The following is a 22,549-nucleotide window of genomic DNA, read 5'->3' as shown; positions in this document are numbered from 1 at the left end:
GGCGTTGTTTGGTCATCTGACACCTCGATCTGGCGAGCATTCTCGCCTAAATGGGTGTCCGGTTTCATTAGACCACTACAAACATCGCACGCGAGGGTTAGTTGTAATCGATTCACGCTGAATGGTAATAGCCCGCCTAAATCACCTCGCTTACGTCAGAAAGGCACCCACCGATGCGGCAGCAGTTGATCAATCTCACTGGCTCGCTGCGTCGGCAACCTCGTCAGCACATCCTTGAGATAGGCATACGGATCATGCCCGTTGATGCGCGCCGACTGGATCAGGCTCATGATCGCCGCCGCCCGCTTGCCGCTGCGCAGCGATCCCGCAAACAACCAGTTCGACCGCCCAAGCGCCCATGGCCGGATCAAGTTCTCGATCTGGTTGTTGTCGATGGACACAGCACCATCTTCCAGGTAGCGCGTCAGCGCTACCCAGCGTTTAAGGCTGTAATCCAAGGCCTTTGCCGTAGCCGAGCCCTCGGGCACAAGCTCGCGTTGGGCCAGCATCCACTCATGCAGTTTTTCAGCGATGGGCACCGCCGTTTCCTGGCGTAATCGCCAACGGTCTTCGTCGCTCATTTCCTTAGCGTGTCGCTCGACTTCGTAAAGCCCGCCAATCGAGTGAAGCGCCTGCTCCGCCAATTGGCTTTTATTGGCTACATGCAAGTCAAAGAACTTACGGCGCGCATGCGCCATGCAGCCGATCTCGGTAATGCCCAGCTCAAAGCTGGCCTTGCAGCCGGCAAAGTCATCACAGACCAGCTTCCCGTTCCAGGTGCCCAGGAAGTTGCGCGCATGTTCGCCGGCACGGCTGGGGCTGAAGTCGTAGACAACCGCCTTGAGTGCCGAAAATGGCGTGCTGCTGTAGGTCCAGACGTAAGCACGATGGGTTTTCTTCTCTCCTGGAGCCAGCATTTGTACCGGCGTTTCATCGGCGTGAACCACGCGCTGGGCCAGCACCACTTCGCACAGCGCATCGACCAGCGGCTGAAGCTGCACGCCGGTTTGACCCACCCACTGCGCCAGTGTCGAGCGCGGGATGGCCATGCCGGCACGGCCGAAGATCTTTTCCTGTCGATACAGCGGCAGGTGGTCGGCGAACTTCGCCACCATCACATGCGCCAGCAGGCCGGCAGTGGGAATGCCCTTGTCGATCACCTGGGGCGGCACCGGGGCCTGGATCAATGTTTCGCACTGCCGGCAGGCCCATTTCCCACGCACATGCTGTTCGACGGTGAACACGCCCGGCGTGTAGTCCAGCTTCTCGCTGACATCTTCGCCGATGCGCTGAAGCTGGCAGCCGCACGCGCACTGAGTGTTGTCCGGCTCGTGATGGACCACAGTGCGGGGGAACTGCGGTGGCAACGGCGCACGCTTGGGTTGCTTGCGTGGCTCTTCCTGCGCAGGTGCGGGATGAAGGGCTTTTAACTCCGCCTCGATGGCTTCGAGATCGGTATTGAGCAGGTCATCGAGCAGGCTGCCTTGCGCCGGGCTGATCTGCTCGCTGCGCTTGGCGAACTTGTGGCGTTTAAAGGATGGCGATCTCGTGAGTGAGCTGCTCGATGATCGTTTCATCGCGCTGGATCTTTCGGCTCTGGGTATCGACCTTGGACATCAACTGCGCAGCCAGTGTGCGCAGTTGTTCGGGGCTCATTTGGTCGAGATCGGGCATGGAAGTCATGGGGTGGATTTTACCAAAGCAGCCCGACTGCTTCAGCTAAAAGGCAGCATTTAAAGCAATGTAATTGCGCCGCCCGCACCGACTCGTTGCCAGGGTAATCCAAGTACCAGCGCCTGGAGTTGTTCGGGGTCGAGTTCGATCTCCGACCCACGATGGATGCCCGGCCAATGAAATTTTCCTTGGTTCAAACGCCGTCCCGCCAGCCAGATACCGACGCTGTCGTGCACCAGGACTTTCATGCGGTTGGCCCGGCGATTGGCAAAGAGGTAAGCGCAGTGCGGCTTCGCCGCACCGAATACCGCGACTACTCGGGCCAGTGCCGTCTCGGTGCCGGCGCGCATGTCCATGGGTTCGGTGGCGAGCCAGATGGCATCAACGCGAATCATTGAACCAAGCCACGAATGAAACTCGCACAGCCATCCGGATCCGAGGCTGGCCACTTTACGGTGATGGATTTATCGCCCAGGGGCAGCGAGATGATCACTATCTCTTCTGATGCGCGCCTTGGTACCGGTTTTACCGGAACGAAAGCCGGTAAGGTTGCAGGCGATTGATCCCGGTAAATCGGTAGCCACTTGCGGATCACGTTGGCGTTGATGCCGTGATGGATGGCTACGCTGGAAATCGTCGCTCCGGGTTGCAGGCATTCCTGGACGACTTGGGCTTTGAATGGTTTGGGATAAGAGCTTCGTTGGCGCATGAAAATCCTGGCGATAAGGGCGATCGCGTCCGCTTAAAAATACGCGGATACCATCGCCCTTAATGCTGGAGTTCGGTAGGTGACTTGGCCGGACGGTTAGAGCGCCAGTTAAAGCTGGCAGAGGATGGTCGATGAAAGTTCGATACTGGTAAGAAATGGCGAATCAACCAGACCCCGAGTCATGCATGTTGCACCGTGAGGTGCAGAGTGAAGCGTTGACAGGGGAAACCGATGGGCCAGCCATTGAGCCGCGTAATCAGGAATTCGGGATGCCGATGCTGTTAAGCGAAGCAGAAGGCAATACGGAACATGGCGTTATACGCCAGTCATGCTCTGATCCCGCGCGGTCGGAGACCCTGTGCACGTCGGGAAGTCCTTTGCACAGAAACTGGGAGATCTCAGCGGTGCCCGGTGCGCAAGCACCGGGCGGAGCAGGAAAGGCCAAAAGCCGTAACCCTGCTGCCTACGCCGCTGAGAAGTCGGATACGTCCGTAGTACCTGAGAAGCCGTCGAACAAAGGGCCTGGCCCTGCGGAGATAGTGGAGGAAAGGGACGTAGCCAAGGGAAACACCGACAGGCCTCCCGTGCCCCGGACACAGAGCCGGATCAGTTGCGCGTCGATGGGACTTGAAGGTGTACCTGAAGCAGCCCGCAGGAACAAGGGCATGCAGTTCACGGCATTGCTGCACCACATCACACCACAGTTATTGGCGCAGAGCTTTTATGCGCTGCGTCGCGATGCTGCGGTGGGCGTGGACGGTATGTCGTGGCTAGACTATGAAGAAGGTCTTCTCCAGCGTGTGACGGAGTTGCCCGGAAGACTTCACAAAGGAGTCTTCCGGGCAACTCCATCGCGGCGGGCCTACATTCCCAAAGCCGATGGCAGGCAACGCCCGTTGGGTATCGCTTCTTTTTGGAGGACAAGGTCGTACAGCAGGCGGTTGTCACCGTTCTGAATGCGATCTATGAGGAAGACTTTCTTGGATTCTCGTATGGGTTTCGATCGGGCCGCAGCCAGCACGATGCGCTAGATGCGTTAACGGTCGCGCTGAAAAGCCAAAAGGTGAACTGGATACTTGATGCGGATATCACGTCGTTCTTTGATGAGAGCGACCATGAATGGATGCTGATGTTTCTGGGGCATCGGATTGCAGACCGGCGCTTGCTCGGGCTTATCTGCAAATGGCTTCAAGCGGGTGTTGTGGAGGATGGCCGTAGGGTGGCTGCGACCAAGGGTACGCCCCAAGGCGCAGTGATATCGCCGCTGCTGGCGAATATCTATCTTCACTACGTGCTGGATCTATGGGCAAGGCAGTGGCGCGAGCGCCACGTCCGTGGCGATGTGATTGTCGTGCGCTACGCGGATGACAGTGTGGTGGGGTTCAGGACGAAAGTGCAGGCTCAGCAGTTTCTGGTGCAGTTGCAGGAACGGTTGGCCAGGTTCGGTCTATCGCTCAGCACCTCGAAAACACGACTGATTGAGTTTGGTCGTTTTGCTGTGACGAATCGCAGGAAACGAGGTTTGAGAAAACCGGAGACTTTTGATTTCCTGGGTTTCACCCACTGTTGTAGTGTCAGCCGACGCGGTGACTTCCAAGTACTGCGACTGACTGTCAAAAAGCGTATGCGTGCGACGCTGCTGGCTATTCGGGATGAATTGAAGCGCCGACGTCATGAACCCATTCGGGCTCAAGGGCAATGGCTCACTCGGGTGGTGAGTGGTTACTTCAATTACCACGCAGTGCCGGGAAACCAGATACGTCTTGGTGGTTTTCGTCTGGCGGTATGCCGTCTGTGGCGGCAAGCCCTCAAACGTCGCAGCCAGCGTAATCGGCTTCAATGGTCACGCTACGGACGCCTTGCCGACCTCTATATTCCAAGTCCCAAGAATGCACACCCATACCCTGAGGATCGCTTCGCGTCACATACCCGAGGCAGGAGCCGTATGCGGTAGTTCCGCACGTACGGATCTGTGCGGGGGGCGGCAGGTAACTGCCGTTCCTACCGCGACCGTATTACCGGCCCTGCGTGACAAGGCAGAGCCGGCCGTGCCGAATATGACGTCGATGAAGGAGGCAGGGAGTTTCGTCGGTTTGCTGGAATGGCAGAGTGATTATTGGGTGAGATTGAGCGATCTGCCGCAGATGATCGCAAAGCCACTCGCTACGGGGCGAAGAAAGGCGCAATAGATTCTCAAAGTTTTGGCGCGCTGCTTCGTCGCGGGGTAGGCGTCTGGACGTTCATCACTCTCTGATAATCTCGCCAAAAATGAATGGAATCCACTAACAGCTAGGCATGTCATGGCAACTTTGAATCTTCATTTACTCGACGCCCGCGGCACGTTGACAGGCCTTAGCGATTGGCTGCGGACAGCCCTGGCCCGGACCCATGAGAGGGCCTGCTCCTTAATGGAATTGCCGTCTCTCGATGTCGTGGTGAAGGCTGGCACTCATGTGATCCCCGAAAAAGGCCATCTTGGATATGCTCCTGAAGCTGGCGTGATTTATCTGACCGTCGATCCCCACAGTCCGAATTTCAGGGCCAATCACGATGCATCCCTTGAGCGGATGTTTGCGCATGAACTCCATCATGCTGCGCGCTGGGAAGGTCCTGGATATGGGATGACGCTAGGTGATTCATTGGTTTCGGAAGGGCTGGCGGGGCACTTTGCATTGGAAGTCTGCGGTGGTTCGCCCGAACCTTGGGAGCAACTCGATTCTGCCGAAGTTCAACCTTTCGTCGCGACGGCTGAGGCCCATTGGGGCCGGACCGATCACAACCACGCTGCCTGGTTCTTCGGCACTGCCGATTTGCCAAAGTGGTTGGGGTATTCACTGGGGTTTCGCCTGGTTGAGAGATTCCTGTCGGAGCACCGTCGATGCCGAGCCTCGAATCTTGCAATGACTGATGCGCAGGAGTTCCGACGCTACCTAAACGCCCTCTGTTGCGGAGGAGTTTAAGCGACTCTGCCCAAGCATTATCAAATCGCGGACACAAAAAAACCGGCTTAATCTGCCGGTTTTTCTTTTCCTTCAAGTCACGTAACCCCTTGAAGGTCCTACTGTTTGGTGCCCCGAGGGAGACTCGAACTCCCACTCCTTTCGAAAACGGATTTTGAATCCGCCGCGTCTACCAATTCCGCCATCAGGGCTCAATGGCGGCGAAGTATAGAGACGAGCCTACCGTTGGTCAATCATGTTTTATGGTCAATTTTCAGGTTTTCGGCTAAACTTCGCGGCCCTGCTAGACGAACCCCATCATGCGTGTCGCCGACTTTACCTTCGAACTCCCTGATACATTGATCGCTCGCCATCCCTTGGCGCAGCGTCGCAGCAGCCGCTTGCTGACCCTCGACGGGCCGAGCGGTGCGCTAGCTCATCGCCAATTCACTGATTTGCTGGAGCATTTGCGCCCTGGCGATCTCATGGTTTTCAACAACACCCGGGTGATTCCGGCGCGTTTGTTCGGGCAGAAAGCTTCGGGCGGCAAGCTGGAGATTCTGGTGGAGCGGGTGCTGGATCAGCATCGCGTGCTGGCCCATGTGCGTTCCAGCAAGTCGCCGAAAGCGGGTTCGACGATCCTCATCGATGGCGGTGGCGAGGCTGAAATGGTCGCGCGTCATGATGCGTTGTTCGAGCTGCGTTTCGCCGAGCCGGTTTTGCCGCTGCTGGAGCGTGTCGGGCATATGCCGTTGCCTCCTTATATAGATCGTCCGGATGACGACGCTGACCGCGAGCGCTATCAGACGGTGTACGCGCAGCGGGCCGGCGCGGTGGCGGCGCCGACGGCGGGGTTGCATTTCGATCAGGCGATGATGGATGCGATCGCCGCACAAGGTGTCGAGACGGCGTTCGTCACGCTGCACGTGGGGGCGGGGACGTTTCAGCCGGTGCGCGTCGAGCGTATCGAAGATCACCACATGCACAACGAGTGGCTGGAAGTCACTCAGGATGTGGTCGATGCTGTCGCGGCCTGTCGTGCGCGGGGTGGTCGGGTGATCGCAGTGGGTACGACGAGTGTGCGCTCGCTGGAAAGCGCTGCACGCGATGGCGTGCTCAAGCCGTTCAGTGGCGACACCGATATCTTCATCTATCCGGGGCGGCCGTTTCATGTGGTCGATGCCCTGGTCACCAACTTCCATTTGCCTGAATCCACGCTGTTGATGCTGGTTTCGGCCTTCGCCGGTTACCCGGAAACCATGGCGGCCTACGCGGCGGCAGTGGAAAACGGTTACCGCTTCTTCAGTTACGGGGATGCCATGTTCATCACCCGCAATCCCGCGCCGACAGCTCCCAAGGAATCGGCCCCAGAGGATCAAGCATGAGTCGCACCTGTCGTATGTCTTTCGAGCTGCTTGCCACTGATGGCAAGGCTCGTCGCGGTCGTCTGAACTTTCCCCGTGGCGTGGTCGAAACCCCTGCGTTCATGCCCGTGGGCACCTATGGCACGGTCAAGGGCATGCTCCCTCGGGATATCGAAGCCACGGGGGCGCAGATCATCCTGGGCAACACCTTCCATTTGTGGCTGCGTCCCGGCACTGAAGTGATCAAGGGGCACGGCGACCTGCACGATTTCATGCAGTGGAAAGGCCCGATTCTCACCGACTCCGGCGGTTTCCAGGTGTTCAGCCTGGGCGCCATGCGCAAGATCAAGGAGGAGGGCGTGACCTTTGCCTCTCCTGTGGACGGCGCGAAGGTGTTCATGGGCCCTGAGGAATCGATGCAGGTTCAGCGCGACCTGGGTTCGGACATCGTGATGATTTTCGACGAGTGCACGCCTTATCCGGCTGACGAAGATGTGGCGCGCACGTCGATGGAGCTGTCGCTGCGTTGGGCCAAGCGCTCGAAGATCGCCCATGGCGAGAATACCGCGGCGCTGTTCGGAATCGTTCAGGGCGGCATGCATGAGAATCTGCGCATGCGTTCGCTGGAAGGTTTGAACGAACTGGATTTCGACGGTCTGGCCATCGGCGGCCTGTCGGTGGGCGAGCCCAAGCACGAGATGATCAAGGTCCTGGATTATCTGCCAGGCCGGATGCCGTCTGACAAACCTCGTTACCTTATGGGTGTAGGCAAGCCTGAAGACCTGGTTGAAGGTGTGCGACGCGGAGTCGACATGTTCGACTGCGTCATGCCGACGCGCAATGCTCGCAACGGTCATCTGTTCATCGACACCGGTGTGCTGAAGATTCGTAACGCCTTTCATCGCCATGATGAATCGCCGCTGGATCCGACCTGCGATTGCTATACCTGTAAGAACTTCTCCCGCGCTTATCTGCATCACCTGGACAAGTGCGGCGAAATGCTGGGAAGCATGCTTAATACGATCCACAATTTGCGGCATTACCAGCTGCTTATGGCTGGTTTGCGCGAGGCTATTCAACAAGGTACATTGGCCGCCTTTGTCGACACGTTCTACGCCAAACGCGGGCTTGCGACGCCGCCGCTGGACTGAATGACAGCCGGTCTTACCGCTTCTTTATATTATGCAACTGGAGTGTTAAATGAGCTTTTTCATCTCTTCCGCCTTCGCGGACGCGGCTGCACCTGCCCCTGCAGGTCCTATGGGCGGTGGCTTCGAGTGGATCTTCCTGGTCGGCTTCCTGGTCATCTTCTATCTGATGATCTGGCGCCCACAGGCCAAGCGCGCCAAAGAGCAGAAGAACCTGCTGGGCAACTTGCAAAAGGGCGATGAAGTCGTCACTTCCGGCGGTATCGCAGGCAAGATCAACAAAGTGACCGATGACTTCGTCGTGATCGAAGTTTCTGACACTGTAGAACTGAAGATCCAGAAGGGCGCCATCGCTGCCACCCTGCCTAAGGGCACCCTGAAAGCCATCTGATTCCAGTCTTTTACCAATCGACGGGGCGCGCAAGGCGCCCCGCGTTATAAGCAGGCGGCGTGATGTTGAACAAATACCCTCTGTGGAAATACATCCTGATCCTGGCAGTGCTGGCGATTGGCTTTATTTATTCCGCACCCAATCTCTACCCTGATGACGCGGCCATTCAGGTCAGCGGCGCGAGCACCGCGCTGCAAGTCAATCAGGCTGATCTGGATCGCGTAAGCAAGGCGCTTACCGATGCTGGCATCGCGGTCAAGGGCGCGTCTCTTGCCGAGAATGGCAAGGGCGGTTTGTTGCGTCTGACCAAGCAGGAAGACCAGCTGCCAGCCAAGGATGTGGCGCGCAAGGCGCTGGGCGACGATTATGTCGTCGCGTTGAACCTGGCACAGACGACGCCCAAGTGGTTGCGCAGCATTGGCGCAACCCCGATGAAACTGGGTCTGGACTTGTCCGGTGGTGTGCACTTCCTGCTTGAAGTCGACATGGACAAGGCCCTGAGCGCCCGTCTGAACGTCTACGAAGGCGAAGTGAAGAGCCTGCTGCGCAAAGAAAAACTGCGCTATCGCAGCCTGCCGCAGGATGGCAATGCCATTCAGTTGGGCTTCAGTGACACCGATTCCCGCGAACAGGCCCGTGCCCTGATCCGCAAGGATTACAGCGATTTCGATATCACCATGAGCGATCGTGGCGAGATGCCGATTCTGCGCCTGGCCATGACTCAGGCCAAGGTCGCCGAGATCCGCGAATATTCGATCAAGCAGAACTTGACCACGGTACGTAACCGCGTCAACGAACTGGGTGTGGCCGAGCCACTGGTTCAGCGTCAGGGTGCCAATCGCATCGTGGTCGAACTGCCAGGCGTGCAGGACACTGCCGAAGCCAAGCGTATCCTCGGCAAGACCGCTAACCTCGAGTTCCGTCTGGGCGCAGGTCCGGATGACTCCAAGGCCACCACCGAGATGTTCGAGTTCCGCGAAGGCGGTCGTCCTGCCGCAGCGGTCGAGCGTGGCCTGATCATCACCGGTGACCAGGTGACCGACGCCAAGGCTGGCTTCGACGAACACGGTCGTCCACAGGTGAACATCAAGCTGGACGGTCACGGTGGCGATCTGATGAGCCGTGCTACTCGCGCCAACGTCGGTCGCAGCATGGCGGTGATCTTCATTGAGCAGCGTCCGCAGACCACTTACACCAAGCAGGTCGTGGACGGCGTCGAAAAAGACGTGCCGGTGCAGACCTTCAAGGAAGACAAAAAGATCATCAGCCTGGCGACCATTCAGTCGCCGCTGGGTGCTCAGTTCCGTATCACCGGCCTCAACGGTCAGGGTGAGTCGTCCGAACTTGCGCTGCTGCTGCGTGCCGGTGGTCTGGCTGCGCCGATGTACTTCGCTGAAGAGCGCACAATCGGTCCAAGCCTGGGTGCCGACAACATCACCAAGGGCATCGACGCATCCCTGTGGGGCATGCTGTTCGTTTCGCTTTTCATTCTCGCCATCTACCGTTTCTTCGGTCTGATCGCGACGGTCGCCCTGGCCTTCAACATGGTCATGCTGCTGGCGCTGATGTCGCTGCTGGGAGCAACACTGACCCTGCCGGGTATCGCCGGTATCGTGTTGACCATGGGTATGGCGGTGGATGCCAACGTACTGATCTTCTCGCGGATTCGTGAGGAACTGGCCAACGGCATGAGCGTGCAGCGTGCGATCAACGAAGGTTTCGATCGCGCCTACACGGCGATTCTCGACGCCAACCTGACTTCGCTGCTGGTCGGCGGCATTCTCTATGCCATGGGCACAGGGCCAGTCAAAGGGTTCGCCGTGACCATGTCCCTCGGGATCTTTACCTCGATGTTCACAGCCATCATGGTGACCCGCGCAATGGTCAACCTGATTTATGGCGGTCGTGACGTCAAGAAGCTGTGGATTTAAGGGGCTGACATGAAACGTACGATCAACTTCATGGGCGTTCGCAACATTGCGTTCGCCGTTACCATGCTCCTCACCGTACTGGCGTTGTTCAGCTGGTTCCATAAAGGGCTCAACTTCGGTCTGGACTTCACCGGCGGTACGCTGATCGAGCTGACTTACGAGCATCCTGCCGATCTTGGCAAGGTGCGCGAGGAACTGGCTTCTTCGGGCTATCACGAGGCTATCGTGCAGAGCTTCGGTGCGACGACCGACCTGCTGGTACGCATGCCGGGCGAAGACCCGCAACTGGGTGCTCAGGTTGCCGAAGCGCTGCGCAAGACCGGTGCCGATAACCCGGTGACTGTCAAGCGCGTCGAATTCGTCGGCCCGCAGGTGGGTGAGGAACTGCGCGACCAGGGCGGCATCGGCATGTTGCTGGCGCTGGGCGGCGTTCTGATCTACCTGGCTTTCCGCTTCCAGTGGAAATTCGCGGTCGGTGCCATCGTTTCGCTGATCCACGACGTGGTGGTGACGATGGGCATTCTGTCGTTCTTCCAGGTGACGTTCGACCTGACCGTACTGGCTGCCGTACTGGCGATCATCGGTTACTCGCTCAACGACACCATCGTGGTCTTCGACCGGGTGCGTGAGAACTTCCGTCTGCTGCGCAAGGCTTCGCTGATCGAGAACATCAACATCTCGACCACCCAGACCCTGCTGCGAACCATGGCTACCTCGATCTCCACGTTGCTGGCAATCGTCGCGCTGTGGATTTTCGGCGGCGACAGCCTGCACGGTTTCTCCGTGGCGCTGTTCATCGGTGTGCTGGCAGGTACGTACTCGTCGATCTACATCGCCAACGTGGTGCTGATCTGGCTGAACCTGCGTTCCGAAGACCTGCTGCCGCCTGTGACCACTGAAAAGGTTGACGATCGTCCATAACGGTCTGTCCTCCCAGTCATCACGTTAAAAGGCGCGAGTTTGAACTCGCGCCTTTTTTCATGCTCCAAGGCTGGGAGTGGCGCGAGCAATTGCGCTGAATATGGTCAGGAGGTTCACAGTGAACAAATCGTTGCTAGTTGGTGCTGTATTGGGTGCTGTCGGTGTAACCGCCGGTGGTGCTTTGGCCACCTATAGCCTCGTAAAATCAAACGGTCCTGAGTACGCGGATGTACTGGCCGTCGAGCCTGTCAAAGAACAGATCAAAACCCCTCGTGAAGTGTGCAAGGACGTGGCGGTCACCCATCGCGCTCCGGTCAAGGACCAGCACCAGATCGTAGGTAGCGTCCTGGGTGCCGTGGCAGGTGGCCTGCTCGGTAATCAGGTCGGTGGCGGTAACGGCAAGAAAATCGCAACCGTTGCAGGCGCTGTCGGTGGTGGCTATGCCGGGAACAAGGTTCAGGAAGGCATGCAGAATCGCGACACCTACACAACCACAGAGTCTCGTTGCAACACCGTCAATGACATCAGCGACAAGGTCGTGGGCTACAACGTGAAGTACAAGCTCAACGACAAGGTCGGACAGGTACGCATGGATCGTGATCCGGGCAGCCAGATTCCGGTCAACAAGGACGGCCAGCTGGAGTTGAGTCAAGCGGGTCAATAACGTCTGATTCGAACGCTCTTCAAAAAAGACACCCCTCGCGTAGGGGTGTTTTTTTGTCGGCGATTTATCGATCCCCTACCACCTGCAGGAGTGAACGTGCCCGCGGTCATCGGTCCAGGTGACCCATATGTACGGATCGGACCGATGCACTCGCCATCAAACTCACTGCCACAAATATCGATTCGAGATAAAAACTCAGTCATATTTATAAAGTCTTGAGTTGGTAGTAACTATATATTTTTAATCGCGATACCCGCCACGTAAGCTTTTCCCGGTGACCCGAAGCGCCTGCGCTTGTCGGTCCACCAGCACAACTCCAATAAAAATCAGCTACGCCAAGCGGGACATAAAAATGCACAAAAGCCCTGTATCTCTCGGCCTCACGTCTGCTGCCCTCGGTTTGAGCCTGACCTTCCCGGGTTTTGCCGAAGCCGACTTCTTCGAAGACAGCAAAGCCGATCTCGAATTTCGTAACTTCTACTTCAACAGCGATTACCGTCAGGACGGCGCGAGCCAGTCCAAGCGTGATGAATGGGCTCAAGGCCTGATCCTCAACTACGAATCCGGATTTACCGAAGGGACTGTCGGTTTTGGGGTGGACGCCATCGGCCTGTTCGGTCTCAAGCTGGACTCAGGCCCCGATCGTCGCAACACCGGTCTATTGCCGGTCGGTGATGAAAAAGCGCCGGATGACTACAGCCGTGCTGGCGTCACCGCCAAGGCGCGAATCGCCAAGAGTGTGCTGCGAGTCGGCACCTTGCTGCCCAAACTGCCGACCGTGTTGCCCAACGACGGACGCCTGCTGCCGCAGACTTTTCGCGGCGCCCAGTTGACCTCCAAAGACGTCGACGACATGACTCTCAACGTCGGTCGCCTAACCAGCAATACCGAACGCAATGACAGCGGGCATGAAGACATCGAAGCCGAGGCCAAGGGCATCAAGGGCGGTCGCCCCAGCGACAAGTTCGACTTCGCCAGCGCCAGCTACAGCTGGACCAAGGGGCTGACCACCTCATACAACTACGGAGGCCTCGAGAACAACTACAAACAGCACATCGTCACCCTGCTTAACAGCTTTCCTTTGGGCGAGTCGCAATCGATCAAGAGCGATCTGCGTTACGCGCGCTCGCTCAAGGACGGCAACACCAACATCGACAACACCGCCGTCGGTGCGCGTTTCACCTACAACATCGGTGGCCACGGTTTCGGCGTGGCATACCAGAAGATGAGCGGCGACACGGGCTTTCCGCACCTGGCTGGCACGGACTCCTTCCTCGTCAACTACGTGATGATTTCACCGGACTTCGCCAATCCCGATGAGCGCTCGTGGCAGGCGCGTTATGACTACGACTTCGCTGCTATCGGCTTGCCCGGCCTGACTTTCATGACCCGCTACCTCAAGGGCGACAACTTCGCGCGCGGAAACGAGGAGGGTACTGAATGGGAGCGCAACACCGACATCGCCTATGTGTTCCAGAGCGGCGCGTTGAAGAACCTCGAATTGAAGTGGCGCAACGGTAGCTATCGCAGCAACGGCGGCAACAACATCGATCAGAACCGCGTCATCGTTAGCTACACGCTGCCGCTGCTATGAGGCGTCACGTCTTCAATGACATCCCGACAACGCTCACCCTCGGCAATCGCCGCACTGGAGCCTGAAATGCCAACAAGAAAAACCCTCGTCCACCTGGCAGTGGCCTTTGCCCTGTTCAACAGCTATGGCGCCTACGCGGCCAATACCGCCGACCTGCCGTGCAAGACCACCGAGGAATGCGCCGCGCAGGCTGCGAAAATCGGCGCAACAGTCGACAAGTCGAAAACCAAGGGCAGCAAGACCGAGAGCCAGTTCTCCTGGCTGAACCGGATCAACAAGGCCTCGATCGTCATGCTCACCGAGGAGGGGATCGTCAAACCCGAGATGGGCCAGAAGATCGCCACAGGTGTGCGCTACGCCATCGATCAGGCTGATCAGCCCAACGGCAAACGCCCCAGCGATGTGCTTCAGCTGGAAGAGATCATGACCGACAAGATCGGCCCTGAAGCCTCACTGATTCACTCCGGCCGCAGCCGTCAGGACATGCTCGCCACCTATCGCCTGGCCAAGTTGCGCTCGGATGTTCTGGCTTATAGCGAAGCGATGAATGCGACCCGCAAACGCCTGCTGGATCTGGCGGACAAGAACATCGACACGCTTATCCCGGCCTACACCAACGGCGTGCAGGCAATGCCGATCACTTATGCGCACTATCTGTTGGCGTACGAAGCGGCATTTGATCGTGACGGGCAGCGCATTCGCGAACTGTACCAACGGTTGAATCAGAGCCCAATGGGGACCGCCGTGCTGGCGAACTCGGCGTACCCACTGAACCGCGAGCGCATGGCCGAACTGCTGGGCTTCGACGGTGTGCGTGAAAACTCACTGGACTCAAGCCAGGTCTCGACCTACGACATTCCGATCGAGGCGGCCAATATCGCGTCTTCCTCGGCCATTCGCGTCGGTGCGTTGATTGGCGACATTCACACCCAGTACCACCAGATTCGGCCATGGTTGCTGCTGGACGAGGAAAAGACCTACACCAGCAGTGCTATGCCGCAGAAGCGCAACCCGGGTCTTCTGATGCGGGCTCGTGAAACCGCTTCGGATGTCGTAGGACTGGCGCAGACCGTGACTTTGCGCGCGCACAACGTGACCACCGGCATGACCGACTACAAGTTCGCCTTCGACTCGCTTGGCGTATTCGATTCGACCAAGGACATGTTCGGGGCGGTGGATGCGGTGCTCGACGCGTTGCAGGTCAATCCGCAGCGTGCCCGGGAAGAGTTGGAGAACGAGTGGACGACTTCAATGGAATTGGCTGACACGCTGGAGCGCACGCAGAAGGTGCCGTTCCGTATTGGTCACAGTTTCGCTTCGTTGATTGTCGAGCAGGCACGAGATCAAGGTTTGACGCCTAAGACCTTCCCTTACGCCGATGCGCAGAAGCTCTACACGAAGGCGGCGGACAAGTATCAGTGGAAGCAAAATACCTTGCCGCTGGATGAGGCCACCTTCCGCGCGTCGCTGTCGCCGGAAAATATGGTCAAGACTCGCAAAGGCACTGGCGGCCCGCAACCGGAAGAGGTCAAGCGCATGCTGGTCGAAGCACACAAGACTCTGGACGCCGATCAGGCCTGGCTGCGCGAACGTCGGGAAAAGCTGACGCAGGCTGAAGGAAATCTGGATCGGGCCTTCGAGAAATTGTTGTCGTCCAAAGGCTGAAGCGTTGATCCAGGAGCAGCACGGCTTGCCAGCGGTGGCGATCTCAAGATTGACCGCCTGCAAGCCGGACTGCTACAGGGGATTGCGGGCAGAATCAAAAGCGAGCCCATGCTGCCACCGTGCAATCGCCAGGCACGCCACGCAGTTGCCCAGCACGTTAGTCAGCAAGCGGCACTTCATCAGACGCTCCACGCCCAGCAACAAGCCCACTCCCTCCAGCGGCACCACGTGCAGCAGATTCAGCGTCGCGATCAGGGTGAAAAACGCCGATCCCGCCATGCTGGTCGAGCCCAATGATGTCACCAGAGAGATCAACAGCAGCGTCAGCAAATCGGTCCCTGTCAGTTCGATACCCGACATCTGCGCCAGAAACAGCACGGCCGTGATCAGGTAGATATTCGAGCCGCTGAGGTTGAAGGTATAGCCGGTCGTCAGAACCAGACGGGTCAATTGCCGATCACAACCCAGCGCCTGCATCTTCTCGATCAAGCCCGGCAGCGCTGCCACCGAAGAGCCGGTGAAAGTGACCAGCAGCAACTCGTCCTTGAGGTGCATCACCAATGACCACAGCGAGGCGCCGGATGCCCGCGCTATCGGCATCAGCACGAGGAGCACAAATGCAGCACACGCCAGGTACATCACGGCAACAAATTTGAGCAGTGGCAAGGCAGAAGCCGGACCGAATCTGCCGATAGTGAAGGCGATGGCGCCGAAAGCGGCGAGGGGGGCGAAGCTCAGGATCAGCCTCAAGCACTTGAACATCAGCTCGACGATCTTTTCCAGTGCGATCCGCAACGCATCGGCATGATGATGGCTCCGGGTGCGCGCCATCAATGCCCCTGTCAGCAGTCCCGCGAGCATCAGTTGCAGGATCGGATTCTGCGTCAATGCTCGAGTGAGCATTGACCCTAGAGTCGCTCCGGAAAGCTCTGCCGGCAATAATTGCGCGTTGGCCAGGTGCGCCGCGAACCCCGAAGTGCTCAAGGCACTGCCGGTGCCAGGCTGAGTGAGGGTCGCGATCAGGCAAGCCAGCGACAAAGACAGCAGCGTCATGGCCTGAAAGTACACCAACACCTTGCCCGCCAGCCCGCGTTGCCTGACCTGCAACCCCGCGACTCCGGTTGCGACGAGCAGAAACATCATGAACGGCATCAGCCAGCCTATGACGCGGATGAATCCGTCGCTCAACGGTTTCATTTCCACCGCAAGCGTCGGATCGAAGACGCCCAGAAGTGCGCCACAGACAATGGCCAAAAGAAGTTGCAGAGTCGTACTGCTGAGAAGCCTGAGAGGCATCGGGTTTCCGGAGTGGGCGTACTTATTGTTATGAGCGTGCCTTGCCAGTGCGGTGGCGATTGGGCACGCTTGCCGGCCAATGTCGCATTGATCGGCGGCAATCATAAAACCTCGCTGCGAGATAGACCACCATGGAGCTTCGTCATCTGCGCTATTTCGTGATGGTCGCCGAAGAGCGGCATTTCACCCGCGCGGCTGCACGGCTGAACATGCAGCAGCCTCCGCTCAGCCAGCAGATTCGTGCGCTGGAAGACGAACTGGGTTTCGAGCTGTTCAAACGTCACCCCAAGGGCGTTGATCTGACAGCGGGCGGGCAGGTTTTCCTGCAAGAGGCGCAGGACATTCTGGCGCGGGTCAAGGAGGGTTCGCTCAAGGCTTCACGAGCAGCTCACGGCATCGAGGGGCAGCTAAGCGTCGGGTTTACCAGCTCGGCAGCGGCGCATCCGCTGATCCCGCGCATCATCCGCGCCTATCGTGAGCGGTTTCCGGGGGTGGCTGTTTCGCTCAAGGAGGGCAGTGCTCAGCAGTTGACCGAAGCGACCATCGATGGCGGCGTGGATGTCGGTATCTTGCGAGCGCCGGTCGGCCACCACCAAAGCATTGAGTTTCACCGACTGCTCAATGAAGAAATGCTCCTGACGTTGCCGGCGGGGCATCGGTTGCTGGCAGGGCATGAAACGGGTGATGAAGCGCCTGTCATCCCGCTGATGGACCTGGCTGACGAACAGTTCATCCTCGTCCGTCGTCCGGGTGCGCCGGGGATGTACGCCAATCTGATCCAGGCCTGTCAGAACGCGGGATTCAACCCGAAAATCGCGTTCGAGGTGGAGCGCATGCTCACCAACGTCAGTCTGGTCGCTGCGGGGGCAGGGATTTCCATCGTGCCGACGTCGATGAAGGATGTGCACAAGGAAAGCGTGGTTTACTGCCGGATCGGTAACGCCAGGCCGCGACTGCACGCGCCCATCACTTTGGTTTGTCGCAGCTTCAATCAGGTGCCGCCGCTGCAGAATTTCATCAGCTTGTCGCGGGAACTGAGTGGGCGTAGATCCTCGCGCCAGGCATAAAAAAAACCGGCACACGGCCGGTTTTTTGCAGCAGCCAAACTTAGCGTTTTAGCGACGCTGGCACGAATGGAGCGATCGAGGTCAGTACGGCTTTGAAGCACTTGGTGTTGCCTGCAACGATGTGGCCCTTCTCGAGGAAGTCGTGGCCGCCGTTGAAGTCGCTGACCAGACCGCCTGCTTCCTGAATCAGCAGGGCGCCAGCGGCCATGTCCCACTCGGACAGTCCCGATTCCCAGAACGCGTCGAAGCGACCCGCAGCCACGTAGGCCAAATCCAGGCTTGCGGCGCCAGCGCGGCGGATGCCGGCAGTCTGGCCAACCAGCGAGCGGAACATGTTCAGATAGTTTTCGAGGTTATCCAGCTGGTTCTCGCGGAACGGGAAACCGGTGCCGAGCAGAGCGCCTTCCAGGCTCTTGCGTGGGCTGACGCGCAGGCGACGACCGTTCAGTTGAGCGCCGCGGCCACGGGAAGCCGTGAATTCTTCCTGGCGAACCGGGTCTAGGACAACGGCGTGTTCCAGGCGACCACGGTATTTGCAGGCGATGCTGACCGCGAAGTGCGGAACGCCACGAACGAAGTTGGTGGTACCGTCCAGCGGGTCGATGACCCACAGGTAGTCCGCGCCTTCGCCGCTGCCTTCTTTCAGGCCGGTTTCTTCGCCGAGGATGCCGTGGGTCGGGTACGCCTTGAGCAGCGCGTCGATGATGACTTTTTCTGCGGCGCGATCGATCTCGGTTACGTAGTCTTTCGCGTCTTTTTCGTCGACCTTGATGGTATCCAGGCGCTCGATGGAGCGGAAGATCAATTCGCTGGCGCTGCGGGCGGCGCGCAGCGCGATATTCAGCATGGGCTGCATGGATGTATCACCTAGGTCGTTAAAGAGAGCCGGGCATTCTATGGGTTCTTGTCGACGATTTCCAGCGCAACTAAACCGTTTTACCCTGCGTCCGGTCGCCTCATGCCCGGTTGAAGGTGACTGTTCCGCTGCGCTTTAACGGTGTATGTAGAGCGTATGGCGCAAGGGTTCATAGCCTTGAGCCGGGCGCTTCTGTAAGATTCGACCCCCTTTTCACCTGCAAGCGAGACTTCACCAGTGCTGCAAAATATTCGTGTTGTCCTGGTCGGAACCAGCCATCCGGGGAATATCGGTGGCGCGGCGCGTGCCATGAAGAACATGGGGCTTTCGCGTCTGGTGCTGGTCGATCCGGCGATGTTTCCCCATCACGACGCCGATGCCCGTGCGTCGGGTGCCAGCGACGTTCTGGAAAATGCCCAGGTAGTCGCGACCCTGGAAGATGCTTTGGTCGGCTGCAATCTGGTGATGGGCACCAGCGCCCGGGATCGTCGCATTCCCTGGCCGCTGCTTGATCCTCGCGAAGCAGGCGTCAAGACCGTCGAGCATGCCGCGCTGGGTGAAGAGGTCGCGCTGGTGTTCGGTCGTGAATACGCCGGGCTGACGAACGAAGAACTGCAACGCTGTCACTTTCATGTCCATATCCCGTCCGATCCCGAATTCAGCTCGCTGAATCTTGCCGCCGCCGTGCAGGTGCTCAGCTACGAGACACGCATGGCTTGGCTGGCGGGGGATGGGCAGGCGAGCAAGGTCGAAAAGTTCGAAGTGAACTCGGTGCGCAGTACCGAGCTGGCGACAATGGATGAGATGGAGAAATTCTATGAGCATCTGCAAGCCACGCTTGTGAACATCGGCTTCCTCGATCCGGAGAAGCCTCGTCATCTGATGGCACGGTTGCGCCGGCTCTACGGACGCTCGGCGCTCAACCGATCTGAAATGAGCATTTTGCGTGGCATCCTCACCGAGACCCAGAAAGCGGCCAACGGTGAGCCCTACAAGCGGAAGGATCAATGATGTTCGAGCGTCTGCGAGAAGATATTCAAAGCGTGTTTCACCGTGACCCGGCAGCCCGCAACGCCTTCGAAGTGCTGACCTGCTACCCAGGCATGCACGCAATCTGGTTGCACCGGCTGTCCGGCTGGTTATGGCGCAAGGACCTGAAGTGGCCGGCGCGTATGGTCTCGAACTTCGGTCGCTGGTTGACGGGTATCGAAATCCATCCCGGCGCCAAGGTCGGCAGACGTTTCTTCATTGACCACGGCATGGGCATCGTCATCGGTGAGACGGCCGAGATCGGTGACGATGTGACGCTTTATCAGGGCGTGACCCTGGGCGGTACCAGCTGGAACAAGGGCAAGCGCCATCCGACCCTCGAGTCTGGCGTGGTGGTCGGCGCCGGTGCCAAGGTGCTGGGTCCCTTCACGGTAGGGGCGGGCGCCAAGGTTGGCTCCAACGCTGTGGTGACCAAGCCGGTTCCTGCGGGTGCGACCGTGGTGGGCATCCCCGGTCGGATCATCGTCAAGTCTGACGAAAACGTGTCTGAGGCAAGCAGTGCTGAAGCCAAGCGCAAGGCCATGGCCGAGAAGATCGGCTTCGATGCCTACGGCGTCAGCGAAGACATGCCGGATCCGGTTGCCAAGGCGATCGGTCAGTTGCTCGATCATTTGCAGGCAGTCGACGTGCGTATGGAAGACATGGGCAAGGCGCTCAAGAGTCTGGGCTGCGAGTACCGCGAAAAGGAGCTTCCAGAGCTGCGCAAAGAAGTTTTCGACTGCATCAAGGAGCGCGGCGAGGGCAAGGTCGCTCAGGGTTAAGCCAGTGGCGGAGTGGGACATAAGTCGGGCATGCCATTTCGGCCCCGGTTTGCTATGATGCCGCCGCTCTTTTGCGGGTAATCCCGACTGTTTCACTGGGTCTTATAGTTGACTTAAACACTCGGGAATAGCATACTCGCTCTCATTCCGAACCTCCGCGGTACATGTCATGCGACTGACTACAAAGGGCCGATACGCCGTAACTGCCATGCTTGACCTGGCGTTACATGCGCAGCATGGGCCAGTGTCCCTGGCCGATATCTCCGAGCGGCAAGGGATTTCCCTTTCCTATCTCGAGCAACTGTTCGCCAAGCTGCGCCGCGGCAATCTGGTGTCCAGCGTGCGTGGGCCCGGCGGTGGCTACCAGCTGTCCCGCAACATGCAGGGTATTCAGGTGGCGCAGGTGATCGATGCGGTCAACGAATCGGTCGACGCGACACGTTGCCAGGGACTCGGTGATTGCCATGCTGGCGATACCTGTCTGACCCACCATTTGTGGTGCGACCTCAGCCAGCAGATTCACGAATTTCTAAGCGGTATCAGCCTGGCCGACCTCGTCACTCGCCGTGAAGTGCAGGAAGTCGCCCAACGTCAGGATCTGCGTCGTTGCAACAACAAGACCCAGCTTCTGGACAAGATTGAAACATCCGCCGTTGAGTGAACGCAGATGAACGCGCGGCGCGCCTGCCCGATAGGAGATATTCAATGAGATTGCCGATTTACCTCGATTACTCCGCGACGACCCCGGTCGATCCGCGTGTTGCGCAGAAAATGAGCGATTGCCTGCTGGTTGATGGCAACTTCGGTAACCCGGCTTCGCGCTCCCACGTCTTCGGCTGGAAAGCCGAAGAAGCGGTCGAGAACGCGCGTCGTCAGGTCGCCGATCTGGTCAACGCCGATCCGCGGGAAATCGTCTGGACTTCCGGTGCCACCGAGTCCGACAACCTGGCGATCAAAGGCGCTGCGCACTTCTACGGCACCAAAGGCAAGCACCTGATCACCAGCAAGATCGAACACAAGGCTGTCCTCGACACCATGCGCCAACTGGAGCGTGAAGGTTTCGAAGTCACCTATCTGGAGCCGACCACAGACGGTCTGATCACTCCAGCGATGATCGAAGCTGTCCTGCGTGACGACACCATTCTGGTTTCGATCATGCACGTGAACAACGAGATCGGCACGATCAACGACATCGCGGCAATTGGCGAGCTGACCCGTTCGCGCGGCGTGCTGTTCCATGTTGATGCTGCTCAGTCCACCGGCAAGGTCGACATCGATCTGTCAAAGCTGAAAGTCGACATGATGTCCTTCTCCGCCCACAAGACCTACGGTCCGAAAGGCATTGGCGCGCTGTATGTCAGCCGCAAGCCTCGCGTACGTATCGAGGCCACCATGCACGGCGGCGGTCACGAGCGCGGCATGCGTTCCGGCACGCTGGCGACTCACCAGATCGTCGGCATGGGTGAAGCCTTCCGGATCGCCAAAGAAGACATGGCTGCCGAAAACGTGCGCATCAAGGCACTGAGCGACCGTTTCTACAAGCAGGTCGAGCATCTCGAAGAGTTGTACGTCAACGGCAGCTTGACTGCTCGTGTGCCGCACAACCTGAACCTGAGCTTCAACTACGTCGAAGGCGAGTCGCTCATCATGGCGCTCAAGGATCTGGCTGTTTCGTCAGGCTCTGCGTGCACCTCGGCTTCCCTGGAACCTTCCTACGTGCTGCGCGCCCTGGGTCGCAACGACGAGCTGGCACACAGCTCGATTCGCTTTACCTTCGGTCGTTTCACCACCGAAGAAGAGATCGATTGGGCCGCGCAGAAAGTCTGCGAGGCGGTCACCAAGCTGCGTGCTCTGTCGCCGCTATGGGACATGTTCAAAGACGGTGTCGACATCTCGAAGATCGAGTGGGCAGCACACTAATTTAAAGTCGCCACTACCGCAGCATTTCAAAACGTAGCGAGCGAAGGGAAGACAAGGCGAAAACAGGCGAGAGAGCGGAGTTCAGGGAACCTGAATGAGCATTTCGAGGCTATTTTCAACGCAGATTACCGAGCGCAGTGGTTTTGAAATGTCGCGAGAGCGACAGACGTATCTGATGAGGATTTGAATCATGGCTTACAGCGAAAAGGTCATTGACCACTACGAGAACCCGCGCAACGTCGGCAAGATGAACGCGGAAGATCCTGACGTCGGCACTGGCATGGTCGGCGCGCCGGCTTGCGGCGACGTCATGCGCCTGCAGATCAAGGTGAATGAGCAAGGCATTATCGAAGACGCCAAGTTCAAGACCTATGGCTGCGGCTCGGCAATCGCTTCCAGCTCCCTGGCAACCGAGTGGATGAAAGGCAAGACTCTGGACGAAGCAGAGACCATCAAGAACACTCAGCTGGCTGAAGAACTTGCGCTGCCACCGGTGAAAATTCACTGCTCCGTACTCGCCGAAGACGCTATCAAGGCGGCCGTTCGCGATTACAAGCAGAAGAAAGGCCTGCTCTGAGCAGTCTTCATCCCGCTTGCAA

Annotated in this window: 21 protein-coding genes, 1 tRNA gene and 1 pseudogene; 17 read left to right on the top strand and 6 right to left on the bottom strand. The window is 58.5% G+C overall.

Features of this window, described 5'->3' with window-relative positions:
- Positions 1-155: 155 nt before the first annotated feature.
- From tnpC to tnpA, 3 genes and pseudogenes are all read right to left on the bottom strand, one after another.
- A pseudogene (gene tnpC / locus CE491_RS19765) lies at positions 156-1,683 on the bottom strand (IS66 family transposase).
- 50 nt (positions 1,684-1,733) lie between these two features.
- Complete coding sequence (tnpB, locus tag CE491_RS30835) at positions 1,734-2,069, bottom strand: IS66 family insertion sequence element accessory protein TnpB (RefSeq protein ID WP_234407634.1); 336 nt, start codon at positions 2,067-2,069, stop codon at positions 1,734-1,736.
- A complete protein-coding gene (gene tnpA, locus CE491_RS19755) occupies positions 2,066-2,383 on the bottom strand; it encodes an IS66-like element accessory protein TnpA (RefSeq protein ID WP_110950013.1) in 318 nt (105 codons plus the stop codon). Before tnpA ends, tnpB begins: the two co-directional genes overlap by 4 nt.
- A gap of 665 nt (positions 2,384-3,048) precedes the next feature.
- On the opposite strand from tnpA, the gene CE491_RS31280 reads away from it, so the two are divergent.
- The 3 genes from CE491_RS31280 (at position 3,049) to CE491_RS19745 (ending at position 5,343) form a co-directional block, all read left to right on the top strand.
- Positions 3,049-3,339, top strand: coding sequence for a hypothetical protein (locus tag CE491_RS31280; RefSeq protein WP_407681351.1), 291 nt, complete (start codon positions 3,049-3,051; stop codon positions 3,337-3,339).
- Complete coding sequence (locus tag CE491_RS19750; protein WP_407681350.1) at positions 3,297-4,337, top strand: reverse transcriptase domain-containing protein; 1,041 nt, start codon at positions 3,297-3,299, stop codon at positions 4,335-4,337. Before CE491_RS31280 ends, CE491_RS19750 begins: the two co-directional genes overlap by 43 nt.
- Before the next feature lie 346 nt (positions 4,338-4,683).
- The gene (locus CE491_RS19745) at positions 4,684-5,343 is read left to right on the top strand and encodes a DUF2268 domain-containing putative Zn-dependent protease (RefSeq protein ID WP_110950012.1); all 660 of its coding nucleotides are present in this window, start codon (positions 4,684-4,686) and stop codon (positions 5,341-5,343) included.
- A 106-nt stretch (positions 5,344-5,449) separates the two neighbouring features.
- Here the strand turns inward: CE491_RS19745 and CE491_RS19740 are convergent.
- Positions 5,450-5,534: transfer RNA gene (locus CE491_RS19740), tRNA-Leu, on the bottom strand.
- Positions 5,535-5,642: 108 nt separating this feature from the next.
- Between CE491_RS19740 and queA the strand changes: the two genes are divergently transcribed.
- The 8 genes from queA to CE491_RS19700 all read left to right on the top strand — a co-directional run bounded on the left by queA (position 5,643) and on the right by CE491_RS19700 (position 15,000).
- Positions 5,643-6,707, top strand: coding sequence for a tRNA preQ1(34) S-adenosylmethionine ribosyltransferase-isomerase QueA (gene queA, locus CE491_RS19735; RefSeq protein ID WP_110950011.1), 1,065 nt, complete (start codon positions 5,643-5,645; stop codon positions 6,705-6,707).
- Between the two features lie 14 nt (positions 6,708-6,721).
- A complete protein-coding gene (gene tgt / locus CE491_RS19730; protein ID WP_199885182.1) occupies positions 6,722-7,837 on the top strand; it encodes a tRNA guanosine(34) transglycosylase Tgt in 1,116 nt (371 codons plus the stop codon).
- Positions 7,838-7,886: 49 nt separating this feature from the next.
- Positions 7,887-8,225 (top strand): preprotein translocase subunit YajC, encoded by a 339-nt coding sequence (yajC, locus tag CE491_RS19725; protein WP_110950009.1) that lies wholly within the window; start codon positions 7,887-7,889, stop codon positions 8,223-8,225.
- Positions 8,226-8,287: 62 nt separating this feature from the next.
- Positions 8,288-10,156 (top strand): protein translocase subunit SecD, encoded by a 1,869-nt coding sequence (secD, locus tag CE491_RS19720; protein WP_110950008.1) that lies wholly within the window; start codon positions 8,288-8,290, stop codon positions 10,154-10,156.
- A 9-nt stretch (positions 10,157-10,165) separates the two neighbouring features.
- On the top strand, positions 10,166-11,077 hold the full coding sequence (secF, locus tag CE491_RS19715) for a protein translocase subunit SecF (RefSeq protein ID WP_110950007.1): 912 nt from the start codon (positions 10,166-10,168) through the stop codon (positions 11,075-11,077).
- A 118-nt stretch (positions 11,078-11,195) separates the two neighbouring features.
- Positions 11,196-11,741: a glycine zipper 2TM domain-containing protein gene (locus tag CE491_RS19710; RefSeq protein ID WP_110950006.1), complete on the top strand. Its 546-nt coding sequence runs from the start codon at positions 11,196-11,198 to the stop codon at positions 11,739-11,741.
- Between the two features lie 352 nt (positions 11,742-12,093).
- Entirely contained in the window at positions 12,094-13,335 is a 1,242-nt protein-coding gene (locus CE491_RS19705; RefSeq protein ID WP_110950005.1) for an OprD family porin, read from the top strand.
- 66 nt (positions 13,336-13,401) lie between these two features.
- The gene (locus tag CE491_RS19700) at positions 13,402-15,000 is read left to right on the top strand and encodes an argininosuccinate lyase (protein ID WP_110950004.1); all 1,599 of its coding nucleotides are present in this window, start codon (positions 13,402-13,404) and stop codon (positions 14,998-15,000) included.
- Positions 15,001-15,072: 72 nt separating this feature from the next.
- Here the strand turns inward: CE491_RS19700 and CE491_RS19695 are convergent, their stop codons facing one another.
- Positions 15,073-16,296 (bottom strand): cation:dicarboxylate symporter family transporter, encoded by a 1,224-nt coding sequence (locus tag CE491_RS19695; protein WP_110950003.1) that lies wholly within the window; start codon positions 16,294-16,296, stop codon positions 15,073-15,075.
- Positions 16,297-16,427: 131 nt separating this feature from the next.
- Here CE491_RS19695 and CE491_RS19690 point away from each other — a divergent pair, with 131 nt between their 5' ends.
- The gene (locus tag CE491_RS19690; protein WP_110950002.1) at positions 16,428-17,363 is read left to right on the top strand and encodes a LysR family transcriptional regulator; all 936 of its coding nucleotides are present in this window, start codon (positions 16,428-16,430) and stop codon (positions 17,361-17,363) included.
- Between the two features lie 40 nt (positions 17,364-17,403).
- Here the strand turns inward: CE491_RS19690 and suhB are convergent, their stop codons facing one another.
- Positions 17,404-18,219 (bottom strand): type III secretion system regulator SuhB, encoded by an 816-nt coding sequence (gene suhB, locus CE491_RS19685; RefSeq protein ID WP_110950001.1) that lies wholly within the window; start codon positions 18,217-18,219, stop codon positions 17,404-17,406.
- Between the two features lie 237 nt (positions 18,220-18,456).
- Here suhB and trmJ point away from each other — a divergent pair, with 237 nt between their 5' ends.
- The 5 genes from trmJ to iscU all read left to right on the top strand — a co-directional run bounded on the left by trmJ (position 18,457) and on the right by iscU (position 22,527).
- The gene (gene trmJ, locus CE491_RS19680; protein WP_110950000.1) at positions 18,457-19,230 is read left to right on the top strand and encodes a tRNA (cytosine(32)/uridine(32)-2'-O)-methyltransferase TrmJ; all 774 of its coding nucleotides are present in this window, start codon (positions 18,457-18,459) and stop codon (positions 19,228-19,230) included.
- Positions 19,230-20,030 carry a serine O-acetyltransferase gene (gene cysE, locus CE491_RS19675; protein WP_110949999.1) on the top strand — a complete coding sequence of 267 codons (801 nt, stop codon included), beginning with the start codon at positions 19,230-19,232 and terminating at the stop codon, positions 20,028-20,030. The genes trmJ and cysE overlap by 1 nt, the downstream gene beginning before the upstream one ends.
- Positions 20,031-20,199: 169 nt before the next feature.
- Positions 20,200-20,691 (top strand): Fe-S cluster assembly transcriptional regulator IscR, encoded by a 492-nt coding sequence (iscR, locus tag CE491_RS19670; protein ID WP_110949998.1) that lies wholly within the window; start codon positions 20,200-20,202, stop codon positions 20,689-20,691.
- 44 nt (positions 20,692-20,735) lie between these two features.
- Entirely contained in the window at positions 20,736-21,950 is a 1,215-nt protein-coding gene (locus tag CE491_RS19665; protein WP_110949997.1) for an IscS subfamily cysteine desulfurase, read from the top strand.
- Between the two features lie 190 nt (positions 21,951-22,140).
- Positions 22,141-22,527 (top strand): Fe-S cluster assembly scaffold IscU, encoded by a 387-nt coding sequence (gene iscU / locus CE491_RS19660; RefSeq protein WP_062383507.1) that lies wholly within the window; start codon positions 22,141-22,143, stop codon positions 22,525-22,527.
- The last annotated feature ends 22 nt before the right edge of the window (positions 22,528-22,549 follow it).

The organism is Pseudomonas bohemica (genome assembly GCF_002934685.1).
In the GTDB taxonomy this organism is placed as follows: domain Bacteria; phylum Pseudomonadota; class Gammaproteobacteria; order Pseudomonadales; family Pseudomonadaceae; genus Aquipseudomonas; species Aquipseudomonas bohemica.
Note: the sequence above shows the minus strand (reverse complement) of the source record. Positions and strands in the feature narration are given on the sequence as shown.